This window comes from Pseudomonas sp. GM78, assembly GCF_000282475.1.
In the GTDB taxonomy this organism is placed as follows: domain Bacteria; phylum Pseudomonadota; class Gammaproteobacteria; order Pseudomonadales; family Pseudomonadaceae; genus Aquipseudomonas.
Window position 1 is genome coordinate 33,924 of sequence record NZ_AKJF01000196.1, and the last position, 17,440, is coordinate 51,363.

Genomic DNA, 17,440 nt, shown 5'->3' on the forward strand with positions numbered 1-17,440 from the left:
GAGGGCCTCTTCGCGGGCAAGCCTCGCTCCTACAGGGATTGGTGTTTGCCGCAAGATTTGGGCACGACACAATCCTGTAGGAGCAAGCGAGCGGCGTTCCGACTTGCCCGCGAAGGGGCCGATTCAGTCAACACCTTGACGTCCAACAAACTATCAAAACAAAAACGCCCCGACCAAGGTCGGGGCGTTTTCATGTGCAGCTAAAGAGCTTAGCGCGGGAATGCTGGCGGGTTTACACCGGCCATGTCTTCCATCACGCGAACCACCTGGCAGCTGTAACCGAATTCGTTGTCGTACCAGACGTACAGTACAACGCGGTTATCCTGGGTGATGGTCGCTTCAGCGTCCACGACGCCTGCGTGGCGCGAGCCAACGAAGTCGGTGGAAACCACTTCCTGCGAATTGACGTAGTCGATCTGCTTGTGCAGGTCCGAGTGCATGGCCATCTGGCGCAGGTACTCGTTGATCTCTTCGCGGGTGGTGGCCTTTTCCAGGTTCAGGTTCAGGATGGCCATCGACACGTTCGGCGTAGGTACGCGAATCGCGTTGCCGGTCAGCTTGCCCTTGAGCACTGGCAGCGCCTTGGCGGCTGCAGTGGCGGCACCAGTCTCGGTGATTACCATGTTCAGCGGCGCGGCGCGGCCACGACGGCTGCCCTTGTGGAAGTTGTCGATCAGGTTCTGGTCGTTGGTGAACGAGTGAACGGTTTCGACGTGGCCGTTGACGATGCCGAACTTGTCATTCACAGCTTTGAGCACCGGCACGATGGCGTTGGTGGTGCAGGAAGCCGCGGAGATGATCTTGTCGTCAGGGCTGATGTCGCCATGGTTGATGCCGTGCACGATGTTCTTCAGCGCGCCCTTGCCAGGTGCGGTGAGGATCACGCGGGCAGCGCCCGGGCAGGCCAGGTGCTGGCCCAGGCCGTCAGCGTCACGCCATACACCGGTGTTGTCGACGATCAGTGCGTTCTCGATGCCGTACTGGGTGTAGTCGACTTCGGTCGGGCTCTTGGCGTAGATAACCTGGATCAGGTTGCCGTTGGCGGTGATGGTGTTGTTGGCTTCATCAATGGTGATGGTGCCATCGAACGGACCATGAACCGAGTCGCGACGCAGCAGGCTGGCACGCTTGACCAGGTCGTTCTCGGCGCCCTTGCGGACCACAATGGCACGCAGGCGCAGGCCGTCGCCGCCACCGGTTTTCTCGATCAGGATGCGCGCCAGCAGACGGCCGATACGACCGAAGCCGTACAGGACAACGTCGGTGCCTTTGCGGGCGGAAGCGTTTTGCTGGCCAACCACGTCGGCCATTTCTTCACGGACGAACTGCTCGGCAGTACGGCCATTGCCTTCAGCCTTGAATTTGGCTGCCAGCTTGCCCAGGTCTACCGAAGCGGCGCCGAGCTTGAGCTCGCTCATCGCCTTGAGCAGCGGGAATGTTTCGTGGACGGACAGCTCGCTTTCGTCGGACTGACGGTGACGAGCAAAGCGGTGAGCTTTGAGAATCGCAATGACTGAACGATTGATCAGGCTGCGGCCATAGATCGAGCTCACCACGTTGTTATTGCGGTAGAGCTGACCGATAAGCGGAATCATCGCTTCTGCGAGTGCTTCACGGTCGATCCATTCACCAAGACACTGGTCGGGCTTCTGAGTCACGGGAACCTTCCACATGTAGGGGCAGAAAAAAGGGGCTACATTATGCCGCCGCACGCCTCGTGTAGCAATGCGCGCTTGTCGCACTGTTCGTAACAAATTCTCCTTCAAAAAAATCACGCCCCGCTGAAGCCCAATGAAACCGGGGCCTCCGGCATCATCAATTTTTTGGGGACAGCGCAACCTTGTCCGTAACCATCCGTAACACTGGTTGGTTTTGCCACTACATAATTGCTAATTTCCAGTAAAAAACACCGCAATTTTGTCTTTACCACTACATTTCTCCTTACCCGCGTAATAGACACATCTGCGACTGACAGCCGGCACCCGAGGCCGCTACAATTACCGACTTTGTCGCAACGCTTGGAGCTCAACCTTCCGTGCCCGTTCTGCGTCTACCGCTTCTCCCTGCCGCGGCAGGTAAACAGCACTGGGGCAACCTGCCCGGTGCCGCCCTGAGCCTGGCCATCGCCGAGGCCGCCAGCGCTGCCAAGCGCTTTACCCTGCTGCTCACAGCCGACAGCCAAAGTGCCGAACGACTGGAACAGGAGCTGAGTTTCTTCGCCCCGGATTTGCCCGTACTGCATTTCCCCGATTGGGAAACCCTGCCCTACGACCTGTTCTCGCCACATCAGGACATCATTTCCCAGCGCATCTCGGCTCTCTATAGATTGCCGGAGCTGAGTCATGGCGTGCTGGTGGTGCCGATCACCACAGCCCTGCACCGCCTGGCGCCGACCAAATTTCTGCTCGGCAGCAGCCTGGTGCTGGATGTCGGCCAGAAGCTCGACGTCGAGCAAATGCGCACCCGCCTGGAAGCCACCGGCTATCGCTACGTCGATACCGTGTACGAGCACGGCGAATTCACCGTGCGCGGCTCCCTGATCGACCTGTTCCCGATGGGCAGCAAGCTGCCTTACCGGATCGACCTGTTCGACGACGAAATCGAAACCCTGCGCACCTTCGACCCGGAAAACCAGCGTTCCATCGACAAGGTCGATTCGGTCAAGCTGCTGCCGGCCAAGGAATTCCCGCTGGAGAAAGAAGCCGTCACTCGCTTCAAGGCACGCTTTCGCGAACGCTTCGATGTCGACTTCCGTCGCTGCCCAATCTTCCAGGACTTGAACAGCGGGATTACCCCCGCCGGTATCGAGTACTACCTGCCGCTGTTCTTCGAAGAAACCTCGACACTGTTCGATTACCTGCCCCAGGACACCCAAGTGTTCTCCCTGCCAGGCATCGAACAGGCCGCGGAAAACTTCTGGAACGACGTGCGCAATCGTTATGAAGAGCGGCGTGTCGATCCATCCCGTCCTTTATTACCGCCGGCCGAGTTGTTCCTGCCGGTGGAGGACTGCTTCGCGCGCCTGAAAAACTGGCCGCGGGTGGTGGCGAGCCAGCAGGACGTGGAAACCGGTGCCGGCCGCGAACGCTTCCCCGCGCGTGAACTGCCGAACCTGGCCATCGAAGCCAAGGCCAACCAGCCGCTGGCGGCGCTCTCCAGTTTCCTCGACAAGTTCCCCGGGCGCGTGCTGTTCACCGCCGAATCCGCGGGCCGTCGCGAAGTACTGCTGGAACTGCTGGAACGCCTGAAGCTGCGACCGAAGACCGTCGACAGCTGGCCGGACTTTGTTGCCGGCAAGGAACGCCTGGCGATCACCATCGCACCGCTGGACGAAGGCCTGGTGCTCGACGATCCGGCCCTGGCGCTGGTCGCCGAAAGCCCGCTGTTCGGCCAGCGCGTGATGCAGCGCCGGCGCCGCGAGAAACGCGCCGACGCCAACAACGACGCCGTCATCAAGAACCTCACCGAGCTGCGCGAAGGCGCGCCGGTGGTGCACATCGACCACGGTGTCGGTCGCTACCTCGGCCTCGCGACGCTGGAAATCGACAGCCAGACCGCCGAGTTCCTCGCCCTGGAATACGCCGAGGGCGCCAAGCTGTACGTGCCGGTGGCCAACCTGCACCTGATCGCCCGCTACACCGGCAGCGACGACGCCCTCGCCCCGCTGCATCGCCTGGGCTCCGAGACCTGGCAAAAGGCCAAGCGCAAGGCCGCCGAACAGGTGCGCGACGTCGCGGCCGAATTGCTCGACATCTATGCGCGCCGCGCCGCGCGTGAAGGTTATGCCTTCGCCGACCCGAAAGCCGATTACGCCACCTTCAGCGCCGGCTTCCCGTTCGAAGAAACGCCCGACCAGCAAACCACCATCGAAGCGGTGCGCGAAGACATGCTCGCGCCCAAACCGATGGATCGCCTGGTGTGCGGCGACGTCGGCTTCGGCAAGACCGAAGTGGCCATGCGTGCGGCGTTCATTGCGGTGCACGGCGGTCGCCAGGTGGCGATCCTGGTACCGACCACCCTGCTCGCCCAGCAACACTACAACAGCTTCCGCGACCGCTTCGCCGACTGGCCGGTGAGCGTGGAAGTGATGAGCCGCTTCAAGTCGGCCAAAGAAGTGAATGCCGCAGTCGCGGACCTCGCCGAAGGCAAGATCGACATCGTCATCGGCACGCACAAGTTGCTGTCCGACGACGTGAAAATCAAGAACCTGGGCCTGGTGATCATCGACGAAGAACACCGCTTCGGTGTGCGCCAGAAAGAACAGCTCAAGGCCCTGCGCAGTGAAGTCGACATCCTCACCCTGACCGCCACGCCGATTCCGCGCACGCTGAACATGGCCGTGTCGGGCATGCGCGACCTGTCGATCATCGCCACGCCGCCGGCCCGTCGCCTGTCGGTGCGCACCTTTGTCATGGAGCAGAACAAGAGCACGGTCAAGGAAGCCCTGCTGCGTGAGCTGCTGCGTGGCGGCCAGGTCTATTACCTGCACAACGACGTCAAGACCATCGAGAAATGCGCCGCCGACCTCGCCGAGCTGGTGCCGGAAGCGCGGATCGGCATCGGCCACGGGCAGATGCGCGAGCGCGAGCTCGAACAGGTGATGAGCGACTTCTACCACAAGCGCTTCAACGTGCTGATCGCCTCGACCATCATCGAGACCGGCATCGACGTGCCGAGCGCCAACACCATCATCATCGAGCGCGCCGACAAGTTCGGCCTGGCACAACTGCATCAGCTGCGTGGTCGCGTCGGTCGCAGTCACCACCAGGCCTATGCGTACCTGCTGACACCGCCGCGCCAGCAGATCACCGCGGACGCGGAAAAGCGCCTGGAAGCGATCGCCAACACCCAGGACCTCGGCGCGGGCTTCGTGCTCGCCACCAACGACCTGGAAATCCGCGGCGCCGGCGAATTGCTCGGCGACGGCCAGAGCGGGCAGATCCAGGCGGTCGGCTTCACGCTGTACATGGAAATGCTCGAGCGCGCGGTGAAGTCGATCCGCAAGGGTGAACAACCCAACCTCGATCAACCGCTGGGTGGCGGTCCGGAAGTCAACTTGCGCGTACCGGCGTTGATTCCCGAAGACTACCTGCCGGACGTCCATGCCCGCCTGATTCTCTACAAGCGCATCGCCTCGGCCACCGACGAGGAAGGCCTCAAGGATCTGCAGGTAGAGATGATCGACCGTTTCGGCCTGTTACCGGAGCCGACCAAGAACCTGATGCGCATCACCTCGCTGAAATTGCAGGCCGAGTTGCTGGGCATCAAGAAAGTCGACGGCGGCCCGCAGGGTGGTCGAATCGAGTTTGCGACACAGACCCCGGTCGATCCGCTGACCCTGATCAAGCTGATCCAGAGCCAGCCCAAACGCTACAAATTCGAAGGGGCCACGATGTTTAAATTCCAGGTCCCGATGGAGCGCTCGGAAGAACGCTTTAATACTGTAGAGGCGCTGTTTGAGCGTCTCATCCCGAAAACTGCTTGAAGGACGCCGCATGCGCCTGTTTCGCTCACTGACCTTGTTGATAACCCTGGTCGCCCCTTCGGTGTTTGCCGATGATCTGTATCAGATTGAAATGATTCTGGTGCGGCAGAATGCCGTGCCGGCGATTGTCAGCCGTGCCGCGCCGGAAGACTGGGCCGCAGGCGCGCAAACCGTCAGCCCCGACAGCCTGCGCACGCCGAGCCTCAACAGCGAAGTGGAAAAACTCACCGCCAGCAATGAGTACAGCGTGCTGCTGCACAAGGCGTGGCAGCAGACGCTCGGCGAGACACCGGTCAAGGTGGCAGTCAGCGACGGCAAGGAACAGTTCGGCCAATACCCGATTGAAGGCACACTGAACCTGACTCTGGGACGCTTCACCGATGTAGACGCCGATTTCTATGTCAACCAGTTCAACGACGAAGGCCTGGTCACCGCCAGCGAACGCCTGAAACAGGAAAGCCACACCAAGAACGGCCAGCTGAACTTTCTCGACAACGGCCACCTGGGCCTGCTGATCAAGATCACCTCACTGACGGCGCCCGCTCCCCGGGAAGCCCCTGAAGTCGTCCCGGACTGATTGAGCCCCCCATGTCCGCGACCCTGAGCAAACCCCTGGCACCTTCCTGGGTCAGCCGATTCAAGGAACAGAGCCTGGAGCGCGGTCGCCGGTATGCACTGGAGAACCGCGTCAGGATAGTCGAGGTCGGCGACGCGACGATCACCGCGGCGTGCGAAGGCTCTGGCGGTAACGTTTACCGTCAGACCATTCGCCTGCGCGAGTCGGCCAAAGGCACCTTGCTGATGGTCGACGCCATCTGCTCCTGCCCAGTGCACAGCAACTGCAAACATTGCGCGGCGGTACTCCTGCAAATCCAGGAAACCCTCGACTACCCCGCCGCCGCCAAAGACGCCGAACTCCTGGAAAAACTCCAGGCGGTGCTGGAAAACCGTAGCCCCAAGGCGCCACCGCAAGTAATGGTGGATAACGTGCAACCGGTACCGCGCCTGTGGCTGGCGAGCATCGAGTTCAGCGCCTTCGAGCCGCGCAACGGGCGGATGCAACGTTACATCCAGCATCGCGCCGCGCTGTCTTTCGGCTATCTGGATGAGTACGTTTCGGGCCAGAAGAACTCCGACATCCTGATTCGCCAGGAGACCCAGACTCTACGGATAAAACGCCACCCGGACGTCGAACAGTCCTACCGGGAACAGCTGCGAATCCTCGGCTTCAAGATCGCCACCCGGCAAAGCAAGGCCCTGCCGGAAAGCGCAGGCGAACTGTTCGAGATGGTCAATGACAGCGCCTGGCTGACCTTCACCCTCAATGAACTGCCGAAGTTGCGCACCCAGGGCTGGGAGCTGCAGATAAACGAGGACTTCGGCTTCGACCTGACCGCCGTGGACGACTGGTACGCCACGGTCGAACAGGTACCGGAGCGCGACTGGTTCGACCTGGAGCTGGGGATCATCGTCAATGGCGAGCGGCTGAGCCTGTTGCCGATCCTGTTGAACCTGATGCGCTCCCACACCGAACTGCTCAACCCGGAACGCCTCGCCCGCCGGCGCGACGACGAGCTGATCCTGGTCAACATTCCCAACCGGCCGAACGCCGAGCACGGCCCCTTGCAAGTCGCCCTGCCCTTCGGCCGCCTGAAACCGGTACTGGCGACGCTTGGCGAGTTCTATCTTCAAGAACCTGGCGAAACCACACTGCGCCTGAGCAAGGCCGACGCCACGCGCCTCAACTCGCTGGAAGACCTGCCGCTGCTCTGGGAAGGTGGCGAGCAGATCCGCAGCTTTGCCCAACGCCTGCGCGACATCAAAGACTACACCGCCACGGCACCGGACGGCTTGAACGCGACACTGCGCCCTTATCAGCTCGAAGGCCTGAGCTGGATGCAGTCGTTGCGCCAACTGGAAGTCGGCGGCATCCTCGCGGACGACATGGGCCTGGGTAAAACCCTGCAGACCCTGGCGCACATCCTCAGCGAGAAAAACGCCGGTCGCCTCGATCGCCCGTGCATGGTGGTGATGCCCACCAGCCTGATTCCCAACTGGCTCGACGAAGCGGCGCATTTCACCCCGCAACTCAAGGTGCTGGCGCTGTATGGCGCCAGCCGCAAAAAGCATTTCGACAACCTGGCCGATTACGACCTGATCCTGACCACCTATGCGTTGCTGCCCAAGGATGTCGAACGCCTGGCGAAGCAGCCATTACACGTGCTGGTGCTGGACGAAGCGCAATACATCAAGAACCCCAACAGCAAGGCCGCCCAGGCCGCCCGCGAGCTCAATGCCCGCCAGCGCCTGTGCCTGAGCGGCACGCCGCTGGAAAACCACCTGGGCGAACTGTGGTCGCTGTTTCACTTCCTGCTGCCGGGCTGGCTCGGCGACGTCAAAAGCTTCAACAGCGATTACCGGGTGCCCATCGAAAAGCGCGCGAGCGAAGTCCGGCTTCAGCACCTCAACAGCCGGATCAAACCCTTCCTGCTGCGTCGCACCAAGGAACAGGTGGCGACCGAATTGCCGCCCAAGACCGAGATCATCCATTGGGTCGAGCTCAACGAAACCCAGCGCGACCTGTACGAAACCATGCGCCTGGCCATGGACAAGAAAGTCCGCGACGAAATCACCCGCAAAGGCGTGGCCCGCAGCCAGATCATCATCCTCGAGGCGCTGCTCAAGCTGCGCCAGGTGTGCTGCGATCTGCGCCTGGTCAATGAAGCCCCCATTCCGACTCGGGGCAGTACCTCGGGCAAGCTCGACAGCCTCATGGAAATGCTCGAAGAGCTGTTCGAGGAAGGCCGCAAGATTCTGTTGTTTTCGCAGTTCACCTCAATGCTGGCATTGATCGAAGAAGAGCTGAACAAGCGCGGCGTGCCCTACGCACTGCTGACCGGACAGACCCGCGACCGTCGTACACCGGTGAAGGAATTCCAGAGCGGCAAGCGTCAGATCTTTCTCATCAGCCTGAAGGCCGGTGGTGTCGGCCTGAACCTGACGGAAGCGGACACCGTGATTCATTACGACCCCTGGTGGAACCCGGCAACGGAAAACCAGGCCACCGACCGCGCTTATCGCATAGGACAGGAGAAGCCGGTGTTCGTCTATAAGCTAATCGCGCGCGGCACGGTGGAAGAGAAGATCCAGCACCTGCAAAAGGAAAAATCCGACCTGGCGGCGGGTGTGCTGGATGGACGGCAGGCCGGGGACTGGAAGTTGCAGAGCGATGATATCGAGGCGTTGTTTGCGCCGTTGCCGGACAAGTTGGAGAAGCGTTGAGACTGGCGGCGCCTAGTAGATTGCTTTCGCGAGTAGGCTCGCTCCCACAGGAATGTCACCGAACCTGTGGGAGCGAGCCTGCTCGCGATGGGGTCAACCCGGATTAACTGATGTAATGCCTAGTCAGGACCTGGCAGCAGGCAACGGCGCAAACAGCGCCTCGATATCACTCTGTTCAAGCTTGAACCCGCCAGTCGTCCCGCCCTCAAGTACTGCCCCCGCCAGCGCTGCCTTCTCTTGCTGCAGTGCCTGTATTTTTTCTTCCACCGTACCGCGGGCGATCAGCTTGTAGACGAACACCGGCTTATCCTGGCCAATCCTGTAGGCACGGTCCGTGGCCTGGTTTTCAACTGCCGGATTCCACCATGGATCGAAATGAATCACGGTATCCGCTGCAGTCAAATTGAGCCCTGTGCCACCAGCTTTCAGGCTTATCAGGAACAACGGGACCTTGCCGTCCTGGAACTCCTTGACTGGCGTACGCCGATCCGTGGTTTCGCCCGTCAAAAGCGAATAGCCGATACCCCGCTGCTGCAATTCTTCTTCGATCAAAGCCAGCATCGAAGTGAACTGCGAGAACATCAATATCTTGCGACCTTCACTGAGCAGCTCTTCAAGCATTTCCATCAGGCTGATCAGCTTGCCACTGCCGGCGCGCAGTGCCTTTGCCGTCAGCGGCATTTTGATCAAGCGCAAGTCGCAGCACACCTGACGCAACTTCAGCAACGCGTCGAGGATGATGATCTGGCTACGCGCCACACCGCTACGGGCTATCTCGTCACGCACTTTCTTGTTCATCGCCACACGCACGGTTTCATACACATCGCGCTGCCCGTCACTGAGCTCAACCCAATGCACAATCTCTGATTTTGGTGGCAACTCGGTGGCGACTTGCTCTTTCTTGCGCCGTAGCAGAAAGGGCTTTATCCGGGCTGTCAGGTGCTGCATCCGCTGGCTATCGCCATGCTTCTCGATCGGGGTGCGGTAGTCGCGATTGAACGTTTTGCTGTCACCCAGCCATCCGGGCAACAGGAAGTGAAAGAGTGACCACAGCTCGCCGAGATGATTTTCCAGCGGCGTGCCGGACAGGCACAAACGCTGTCGGGCCTGCAGGTCTCGGGCTGCTTGAGCGGCTTTACTGACTGGATTCTTGATGTTCTGCGCCTCATCGAGAATCAGCACGCTCCAGACCTGTAGCTGCAAAACCTCAAGATCACGCGGCAACAATGCGTACGTTGTCAGCACCAGATCGTATTCGACAAGGCTGACGAAATCTTTGTGCCGCGTGGCGCCATGCAGCGCGAGGACTTTCAACTGCGGCGTGAAGCGTGCCGCCTCATCGAGCCAATTGGGAATCAAGCTGGTGGGCATCACCGCGAGCGCAGGCAGATCCAGGCGTCCCGCCTGTTTTTCCAATAACAGATGGGCCAGGGTTTGCAGGGTCTTGCCCAAGCCCATGTCATCGCCAAGGATACCGCCGACTTCCAGCTCACGAAGGGTTTGCATCCAGTTCAGACCTTCAAGCTGATAAGGACGCAATGTGGCGTTGAGCCCCCGGGGAGCGGCAACGTTCTGATGAGTCGATTCACGCAAGCGCCTGGCAAAACCGCGTAAACGCTCGCCACCCTGCCAGACCAACGGCAGTCCTTCCAACTCACCCAATCGCGCTGCGTCCGGGCCGCCCAAGCGAAGGGATGCGCCGGTGCCCTGGCCCAGATACAACTCACCAAGAGTCGCCATCAAAGGCTTGATCCGCCCGATGGACAGCGCAACTTTCAGGCCTGGTTTGGCAGCCCATTGGCCGTGATTGAGGTCGATCATCACCTGCTCATCATCGTCGCGCGAGGCCAGCTCTGCCGGGCTTAACAATTGCGGCTGTCTATGCAACAACTGAAGCAGAATCGGAAGCAAACTGTGGCGCTCACCATTGACCACGATGCCTAATTGCAGGTCGAACCACTCACGCCCTGGAGACTCTTCGACATCGGCGAACCATTGCTCTACGGGCTGCAGATTGAAATGAAAGCTGTCGTCGATATCGATCCGCCAATTGGCCGCCCTCAGGAGCGGTATACCGGCCTGCATGAAAGCCAGCCATGTCGAGTCATCGGGCAATGCGAACATTTCACCTGCACTATCAGGCAGCGCCTCACTCTTGCGCATGGCTTTCTTGAAGCCTTGTTTTTGCAAGTCTTGACGCAGGCGTTTTTCGGCGGCCGTATTGCGTTGGATGCGCTGGGTTTCCGTACCTGACAGAATCAGAACCTCCGAAGATTTCCTGTCTGCCGCCATGTGGCCGTTGTAGATGAACGCCAGCGCTGCGCGGTGTTCTTTTTCATACCTCCTGCGCCAGGAAAGACTGGTACTGGCGAGTGTCAGAACCGCTTGTGGTTCGATGTCATCAACTATTCGTTCGGTTAATGCATGCGGTGGAAGCACGGCGCGAGTCACCGCACTCAAGCGATGGCTGAACTGCATCGCCTGGCGTGCTGGAATGGCAGGCACCAATGACAGGTGGCTGGCCAGTTTCTCGTCCAGCCCACTTTGCAGCAACCCAATCTCCAGCCGTTCGCGGTCCAGATAGTACAAAGGTTGCAGGGCAAGAATCGTCTCTTCGGATGCTTGCTCGCTACGCCATTGAGGCCGGAAGCTGCCGCTGGCTTGCTCAGCCCAGGCAAACTGTCCTGCCCTGCTCGCCCCGGGCACAAGGACCTGCAATGGATCGAAGTCGAGAAACAGCCTTGAGGTTTTCAAAGCCAATTGCAGGACTTCGGCACCACCGCTGCCTTGCAACGGGTAATTGCTGTACATCGAGTGATGGGAGTGGATGGCGACCAGCAACCGGGCTATACGCAAGTCGAGTTCGGACAAATAACCTGGCTCTCGCATCAGTGCTTCGGACAGTGAATACACCGGCTTGATGTCCTGCAAACGACCATCCTTGAGCTGACGCGCCTTGCAAATGCTGAGGAACCATTTGCCAGCAGTCTGCGTTGCTTCAAGCTTATAGACCCAACAGGTCCCGGTACTTTGAACAGCTCCATCGGAATGCGCGAGCGCGTCGGGAACGTCATTGAGCCAGCGTTCCAGATCGCGATTGAGCGGTGTCGGGGCCTCACTTTCAAACGAGTCCGCTGGAAGCTTTTGCAGGCTATAAAGGACGGTTGCGCAGTGCTTGCAATCGATCGAAACGGGGCAGGAGCAAATGCAACTCAGCTCAAAATCGCCGCTTAGGTCTTCGATGAGTGCAATGATCTGCCCATAGACATTTCCTTCGGAGCCTTTGCAACTCGCAGTAATAGTGTTGTCGCTCAGCTCGTGAATCTGCACTCGATCCTGATTGGCATATTTACGCGCCTTTTCCAGAGCGCGATGACTGAAAGCCTCCGACCAAGGCAGCTCCTGAAGTTGCTCAATGATTGTCAGCATGAAATCAACGCGTCTCGAAATGATTGAAGTTTAAAGGCATCAAGGCTCGGTCCCGAGCACCCGCGCCAACATCGACCTGACCTTCCCCATCCCCTCCCCCAACGCCCGCTCGATCTCGGCCATGCTGATCACCGATACCGACTTGCCCGCCGCCGGATTCACCACCAGCGCCAGGCAGGCGTAATCCAGTTGCAGCTCGCGGGCCAGGGCCGCTTCCGGCATCCCGGTCATGCCGACGATGTCGCACCCGTCGCGTTCCAGGCGCAGGATCTCGGCAGCGGTTTCCAGCCGCGGGCCCTGGGTGCAGGCATACACACCCTGATCGCTGAAACCAACGCCTTCTGCCACCAGCGCGGCAATCAGGCGCTGACGCAGCGATTCGCTGTAGGGGTAGCTGAAATCGATATGGGTGACCGGCTCCAGGTCATCGGCAAAATAGCTGTGCTCGCGCCCGCTGGTGTAGTCGATCAACTGATGCGGCACGCAGAAATGCCCGGCGCCCATCGCCCCGCTGATCGCGCCCACCGCGTTGATCGCCAGGATCGCCTCGGCACCGGCCTGCTTCAGCGCCCAGAGATTGGCGCGATAATTCACCCGGTGCGGGGCCAAACGGTGCGGGTGGCCATGCCGCGCGAGAAACAGCACTTCCCGGCCGGCGTACTCACCGATCTGCACCTCGGCAGACGGCGTGCCGTAAGGGGTATCCAGCGCCAATGACTGATGAATCTTGAGGCCGTCCAGCCGGGTCAGGCCGCTGCCGCCGATAATCGCGTAAACCGTCATGGCGCCCTTCCTTAATCAATAAGCTGTGCATCCCTCAGCGCGCCCACGGCTGCCAGCCAGCGCGGATCCTGGCGGTACTCGGTGCTCGCATGCGCCTGGCCGCGCATCCGCGCAATGCGCGCCGACGGCTTGACCTGCAAACGCTGGGCGGCGCTCAGGGCCAGTTCGGCGGCCGCACGGTCGTTGCACACCAGGCCCATGTCGCAACCGGCGGTCAACGCCGCTTCGATACGGCTGGCGGCATCGCCCACCACGTGGGCACCGGCCATGGACAGGTCGTCGCTGAAAATCACGCCGTCGAATTGCAGCTCGCCACGCAGGATGTCCTGCAGCCAGCGCCGGGAGAAGCCTGCTGGCTGGGCATCGACCTGTGGATAAATAACGTGGGCGGGCATGACGGCGGCCAGTTGCTTGCTCAACGCGGCGAACGGCACCAAGTCATGGGCGCGGATCTGCTCAAGGCTGCGCTCGTCATTGGGGATCGCGACGTGGGAATCCGCCTCGGCCCAGCCGTGGCCGGGAAAATGCTTGCCAGTGGCGGCCATGCCCGCGCTGTTCATGCCGCGAATGAAAGCGCCGGCCAGCAGCGCGGCACGCTGCGGGTCCGCTTCGAACGAACGGGTCCCGACCACGGCGCTACGCTGATGATCGAGATCCAGCACCGGGGCAAAGCTCAAGTCCAGGCCAACGGCCAGCACCTCGGTGGCCATGATCCAGCCGCACTGCTCGGCCAGGTATTCGGCGTTCGGGTTGTCGGCAATGGCGCGCATCGCTGGCAGTCGCACAAAGCCCTGGCGCAGGCGCTGGACCCGCCCGCCTTCCTGGTCCACCGCCAGCAGCAGGTCGGGACGAATGGCGCGGATCGCCGCGCTCAACTCGCGGACCTGGCGGGGATGTTCGATGTTGCGGGCGAAAATGATCAAGCCGCCCACCTCGGGCTGACGCAACAATTGGCGATCTTCAGCCGTCAGCCAGGTACCGGCGACGTCCACCATCAACGAGCCTTGCAGGCCAGCAGTCATAGCAATTCCTTGATAACGATAAACCCGGTGCGCAACGATGCGCCGCCCTGGGCTGTACCCGGGAGGTCGGCGATCATCAGTGGGAACGGGTTCAGAACGAGAGTCGGCATGGGCGGCTAGCTTATCGGATGTCAGCTGCCGCGCCCACCCATGAGCGGTTAAACCTTGGCGGCAACCGGAGTCGATTTGCTACGAGGACGCAGTTGCGCGGTGGCCATGGCCGAGTCGGTGACACCGGATTCGGCACGCATGCCGGCCGCCAGGAACGGCACCATCAGGCGCATGACCTGCTCGATGGAGGTGTTGACCCCGAAGTCGGTTTCGGCGATGGCGCGCAAGGCCTTGATACCGGACATGCTGAACGCCGCCGCCCCCAGCATGAAGTGCACGCGCCAGAACAGTTCGATCGGTGGGATGCGCGGGGCAGCCTCGTTGACTAGCATCATGTAGCGGCGAAACACCTTGCCGTACATGTCTTCCAGATAACGGCGCAAATGCCCCTGGCTCTGGCTGAAGGCCAGCCCCAGCAAACGCATGAAAATCGACAGGTCGTTGCCGCTGCGCGGCTGCACCACCAAGGCTTGCTCGACGAGGATTTCCAGCAGTTCTTCAAGGGAAGGCTTGTTTTCAGGCCTGGCCTGGCGCCGCTCCAGCTCTTTGTCGAGGCTGATGCAGAACGGCCCCAGGAAACGCGAGAAGACCGCCTGGATCAGCGCCTTCTTGGAACCAAAGTGATAGTTGACCGCCGCCAGGTTGACACCCGCCTTGCTGGTGATCAGGCGCAACGAGGTTTCGGCGAAACCTTTTTCCGCGAACAACTGCTCGGCAGCATCGAGAATGCGTTCAACGGTTTCCGACTGGGCCATGGCTACTCCGCCTGACAAACACTTGTTTGAAACATACGTTTCAGCCCGTGCGTTGTCAAGTCTGGCAGTTCGTTTCGGGAATGGTCGGTCATGCATTTAACCACACAACCGCAAAGCTTCCATCAGCCGGTTGAGCGACCGTCTGGCGGCACACAAAAAAAGGGGCATTGCCAAGACCGTTCCACTGTATATAATCCCAGTCACTGTATAAAAAGACAGAGCGATCAATATGCTAAAGCTGACGCCACGCCAAGCCGAGATTCTGGCCTTCATCAAACGTTGCCTTGAAGACAACGGCTACCCGCCGACCCGCGCGGAAATCGCTCAGGAACTGGGTTTCAAATCGCCCAACGCGGCAGAAGAACACCTCAAGGCGCTGGCCCGCAAGGGTGCGATCGAGATGACGCCGGGCGCTTCGCGCGGCATTCGCATTCCGGGTTTCGAGGCCAAGGCCGACGACTCCAGCCTGCCGATCATTGGCCGCGTCGCAGCCGGCGCGCCGATCCTCGCCCAGCAACACGTTGAAGAGTCCTGCAACATCAACCCTGCGTTCTTCCACCCGCGCGCCGATTACCTGCTGCGGGTACACGGCATGAGCATGAAGGATGTGGGCATCTTCGACGGCGACCTGTTGGCCGTCCACACCACCCGCGAAGCCCGCAACGGCCAGATCGTGGTGGCGCGGATCGGCGACGAAGTCACCGTCAAGCGCTTCAAGCGCGACGGCAGCAAAGTCTGGCTGCTGGCCGAAAACCCTGAGTTTGCCCCTATCGAAGTGAACCTTAAAGATCAGGAACTGGTGATCGAAGGCTTGAGCGTCGGCGTCATTCGTCGTTAAAAGGAGGCTTTATGCAGTTCCCACACACATCACAGCAAGCCCAACTGCCGCTTCAGTTCGAGGCGTTCATGGCACAGCCATTGGCGCCGATCCTGAAGGAAGTGGTCGAGTCGCCCTGGAGCGCCGAACCCGAGGTCTTCAGTGAACTGTCGCTGCGTGGTGCTGCCGGGAACTGCCTGAACCTACTGGCGCCGATCCTGCGGGAACTCAGCCAGGACCAGGATGCTCGCTGGCTGACCCTGATCGCTCCACCCGCCAGCTTGACCCAGGCCTGGCTGCGGGACGCCGGGCTCAATCGCGAACGCATCCTGCTGCTGCAACCACGCGGCGCCCAAAGCGCCCAGCAACTGACTTGCGAGGCCCTTCGCCTTGGCCGCAGCCACACGGTGGTCAGTTGGCTCAACCCGTTGAGCAAAATCTCACGGCAACAGCTGATCAGCGCCGCCCGGACCGGGGACGCTCAAAGCCTGAATATTCGACTGGGTTAACGGCGCACGCTGAACGCGCAGGGCTTCTGCAAGGATAGAGAAGCCTATTGGAGGCAGTGCCGGTAAAAACCGACAGGCGGGGGTCAATGAAGGACCCGCGGTCCCTCTTCCTTTTCGAATTCGCCTTCAACCATGCGCCCCGCCATCTGCACGCCGACGCTCAACATCGCCTTGGCGACTTCTACGTGCTGGCCTTGCAAGAACGCTTTGGCGTCCTCGGAGAAATCCAAAGTAACCAGAGAACCCTCGTCCTCAGCCCTGCGCAGCTCGATTCGGCCGTCTGGTAACTCGACAATTTCTAGAAAGGACGTTGGCATAAAGGTCTGTTCTCCACGAAAGGCCAGCATTATATAGGCATCGGTCAGGCTTCGCTCGGGATCTTGACCAGATACCCTCGCGAAAACGGCTCAGCAGCCGAGCAAACAACCCAAAGGTCGTTCGCTGCGCTGCTCAGTCCCTCAGCACTCGTTCAAGCCTTCGCGAAAACGGATGGCCAGGCTTTTCAGATTTTGCCGCCAGCTCTCCAGCTCCTCGCGACCCAGCTCCTGAGGCGCCTCTTCTTCATCGAGGTTTACCGCCAGGATCAACGGCTGCGTCACATCGCCTTTAGGCTTGTGCGGCGCCCGTGGCGGCTGGAACAACGCCGCATGGGCAGCCAGCAACTTGGCCAGCCAGGTTTCCGGGTTGTTGGCCAGCTCGACCATCTCGGCCATTTCCGGGATAGCGATACTTTCCAGCACTTCGCGAGTCAGCAACGATTCGGCCCGGGAGGCATTGGCCTGGGGCAAGCGATAGAAGCCGGCAATCTCATGGCACAGGCCCAGCAAGGCGCCGTACAGGTGAAACAACGTCGATTCCCGCCCCGCCTGAATCAGCGCCAGGGAATTCATCGCCCGCCCCTCTTCGGCTTTGGCGAGCGCTTCCAGCGACAGGCCGGCGAAATAGATCTTCTGGTTGGTACGGGTATAGAGTTCGTGGGCCATGACGGCAGCCTCCACAACGAAATAATTGCTTCACGCAGGTCAGACAGTGTCGTGGATCAACTCCTCCTCCCGCAAGCATTGTCTGATCCTGAATGACACTCCCACTCAATAAATCGCCACCACCCTTCTGAACGAAACGGCTCCTTGGAGAAAAAACGCACGACTCCCGATCAGGCCGGCCGACCCCGCGTCAAAGCCTGTGGGAGATGGTTGTCTGAGTACATATCCATTCCTGCGGTAACGGCCACTTATGGTTTCGCCCTT

Annotated in this window: 12 protein-coding genes; 5 read left to right on the forward strand and 7 right to left on the reverse strand. The window is 60.5% G+C overall.

Going from position 1 to position 17,440, the window contains the following annotated elements; genetic code table 11:
- Window positions 1–209: 209 nt before the first annotated feature.
- Complete coding sequence (locus PMI35_RS05775) at window positions 210–1,673, reverse strand: glyceraldehyde-3-phosphate dehydrogenase (RefSeq protein ID WP_008064436.1); 1,464 nt, start codon at window positions 1,671–1,673, stop codon at window positions 210–212.
- 362 nt (window positions 1,674–2,035) lie between these two features.
- On the opposite strand from PMI35_RS05775, the gene mfd reads away from it, so the two are divergent.
- From mfd to PMI35_RS05760, 3 genes are read left to right on the forward strand one after another with little or no spacing between them, the layout of a single operon-like run.
- On the forward strand, window positions 2,036–5,485 hold the full coding sequence (gene mfd / locus PMI35_RS05770; RefSeq protein WP_008064438.1) for a transcription-repair coupling factor: 3,450 nt from the start codon (window positions 2,036–2,038) through the stop codon (window positions 5,483–5,485).
- Window positions 5,486–5,495: 10 nt separating this feature from the next.
- The gene (locus PMI35_RS05765) at window positions 5,496–6,062 is read left to right on the forward strand and encodes a CsiV family protein (protein ID WP_008064439.1); all 567 of its coding nucleotides are present in this window, start codon (window positions 5,496–5,498) and stop codon (window positions 6,060–6,062) included.
- A gap of 11 nt (window positions 6,063–6,073) precedes the next feature.
- Window positions 6,074–8,767 carry a DEAD/DEAH box helicase gene (locus tag PMI35_RS05760; RefSeq protein WP_008064441.1) on the forward strand — a complete coding sequence of 898 codons (2,694 nt, stop codon included), beginning with the start codon at window positions 6,074–6,076 and terminating at the stop codon, window positions 8,765–8,767.
- 123 nt (window positions 8,768–8,890) lie between these two features.
- Here the strand turns inward: PMI35_RS05760 and PMI35_RS05755 are convergent, their stop codons facing one another.
- From PMI35_RS05755 to PMI35_RS05740, 4 genes are all read right to left on the reverse strand, one after another.
- Window positions 8,891–12,196, reverse strand: a complete 3,306-nt coding sequence (locus tag PMI35_RS05755) for a DEAD/DEAH box helicase (protein WP_008064444.1) — start codon at window positions 12,194–12,196, stop codon at window positions 8,891–8,893.
- Window positions 12,197–12,235: 39 nt separating this feature from the next.
- Window positions 12,236–12,979, reverse strand: a complete 744-nt coding sequence (locus tag PMI35_RS05750) for an S-methyl-5'-thioinosine phosphorylase (RefSeq protein ID WP_008064446.1) — start codon at window positions 12,977–12,979, stop codon at window positions 12,236–12,238.
- Between the two features lie 11 nt (window positions 12,980–12,990).
- Window positions 12,991–14,001 carry a beta-N-acetylhexosaminidase gene (gene nagZ, locus PMI35_RS05745; protein ID WP_008064448.1) on the reverse strand — a complete coding sequence of 337 codons (1,011 nt, stop codon included), beginning with the start codon at window positions 13,999–14,001 and terminating at the stop codon, window positions 12,991–12,993.
- 158 nt (window positions 14,002–14,159) lie between these two features.
- Window positions 14,160–14,867 carry a TetR/AcrR family transcriptional regulator gene (locus PMI35_RS05740; RefSeq protein WP_008064449.1) on the reverse strand — a complete coding sequence of 236 codons (708 nt, stop codon included), beginning with the start codon at window positions 14,865–14,867 and terminating at the stop codon, window positions 14,160–14,162.
- 229 nt (window positions 14,868–15,096) lie between these two features.
- On the opposite strand from PMI35_RS05740, the gene lexA reads away from it, so the two are divergent.
- Together lexA and sulA are read left to right on the forward strand one after the other, a co-directional pair.
- A complete protein-coding gene (gene lexA, locus PMI35_RS05735) occupies window positions 15,097–15,705 on the forward strand; it encodes a transcriptional repressor LexA (protein ID WP_008064450.1) in 609 nt (202 codons plus the stop codon).
- Between the two features lie 11 nt (window positions 15,706–15,716).
- Window positions 15,717–16,193, forward strand: coding sequence for an SOS-induced cell division inhibitor SulA (gene sulA / locus PMI35_RS05730; protein WP_008064451.1), 477 nt, complete (start codon window positions 15,717–15,719; stop codon window positions 16,191–16,193).
- Window positions 16,194–16,276: 83 nt separating this feature from the next.
- Here the strand turns inward: sulA and PMI35_RS05725 are convergent, their stop codons facing one another.
- On the reverse strand, window positions 16,277–16,510 hold the full coding sequence (locus PMI35_RS05725) for a hypothetical protein (protein ID WP_008064452.1): 234 nt from the start codon (window positions 16,508–16,510) through the stop codon (window positions 16,277–16,279).
- A 141-nt stretch (window positions 16,511–16,651) separates the two neighbouring features.
- A complete protein-coding gene (locus PMI35_RS05720) occupies window positions 16,652–17,176 on the reverse strand; it encodes a DUF6586 family protein (protein WP_008064454.1) in 525 nt (174 codons plus the stop codon).
- Window positions 17,177–17,440: the final 264 nt, after the last annotated feature.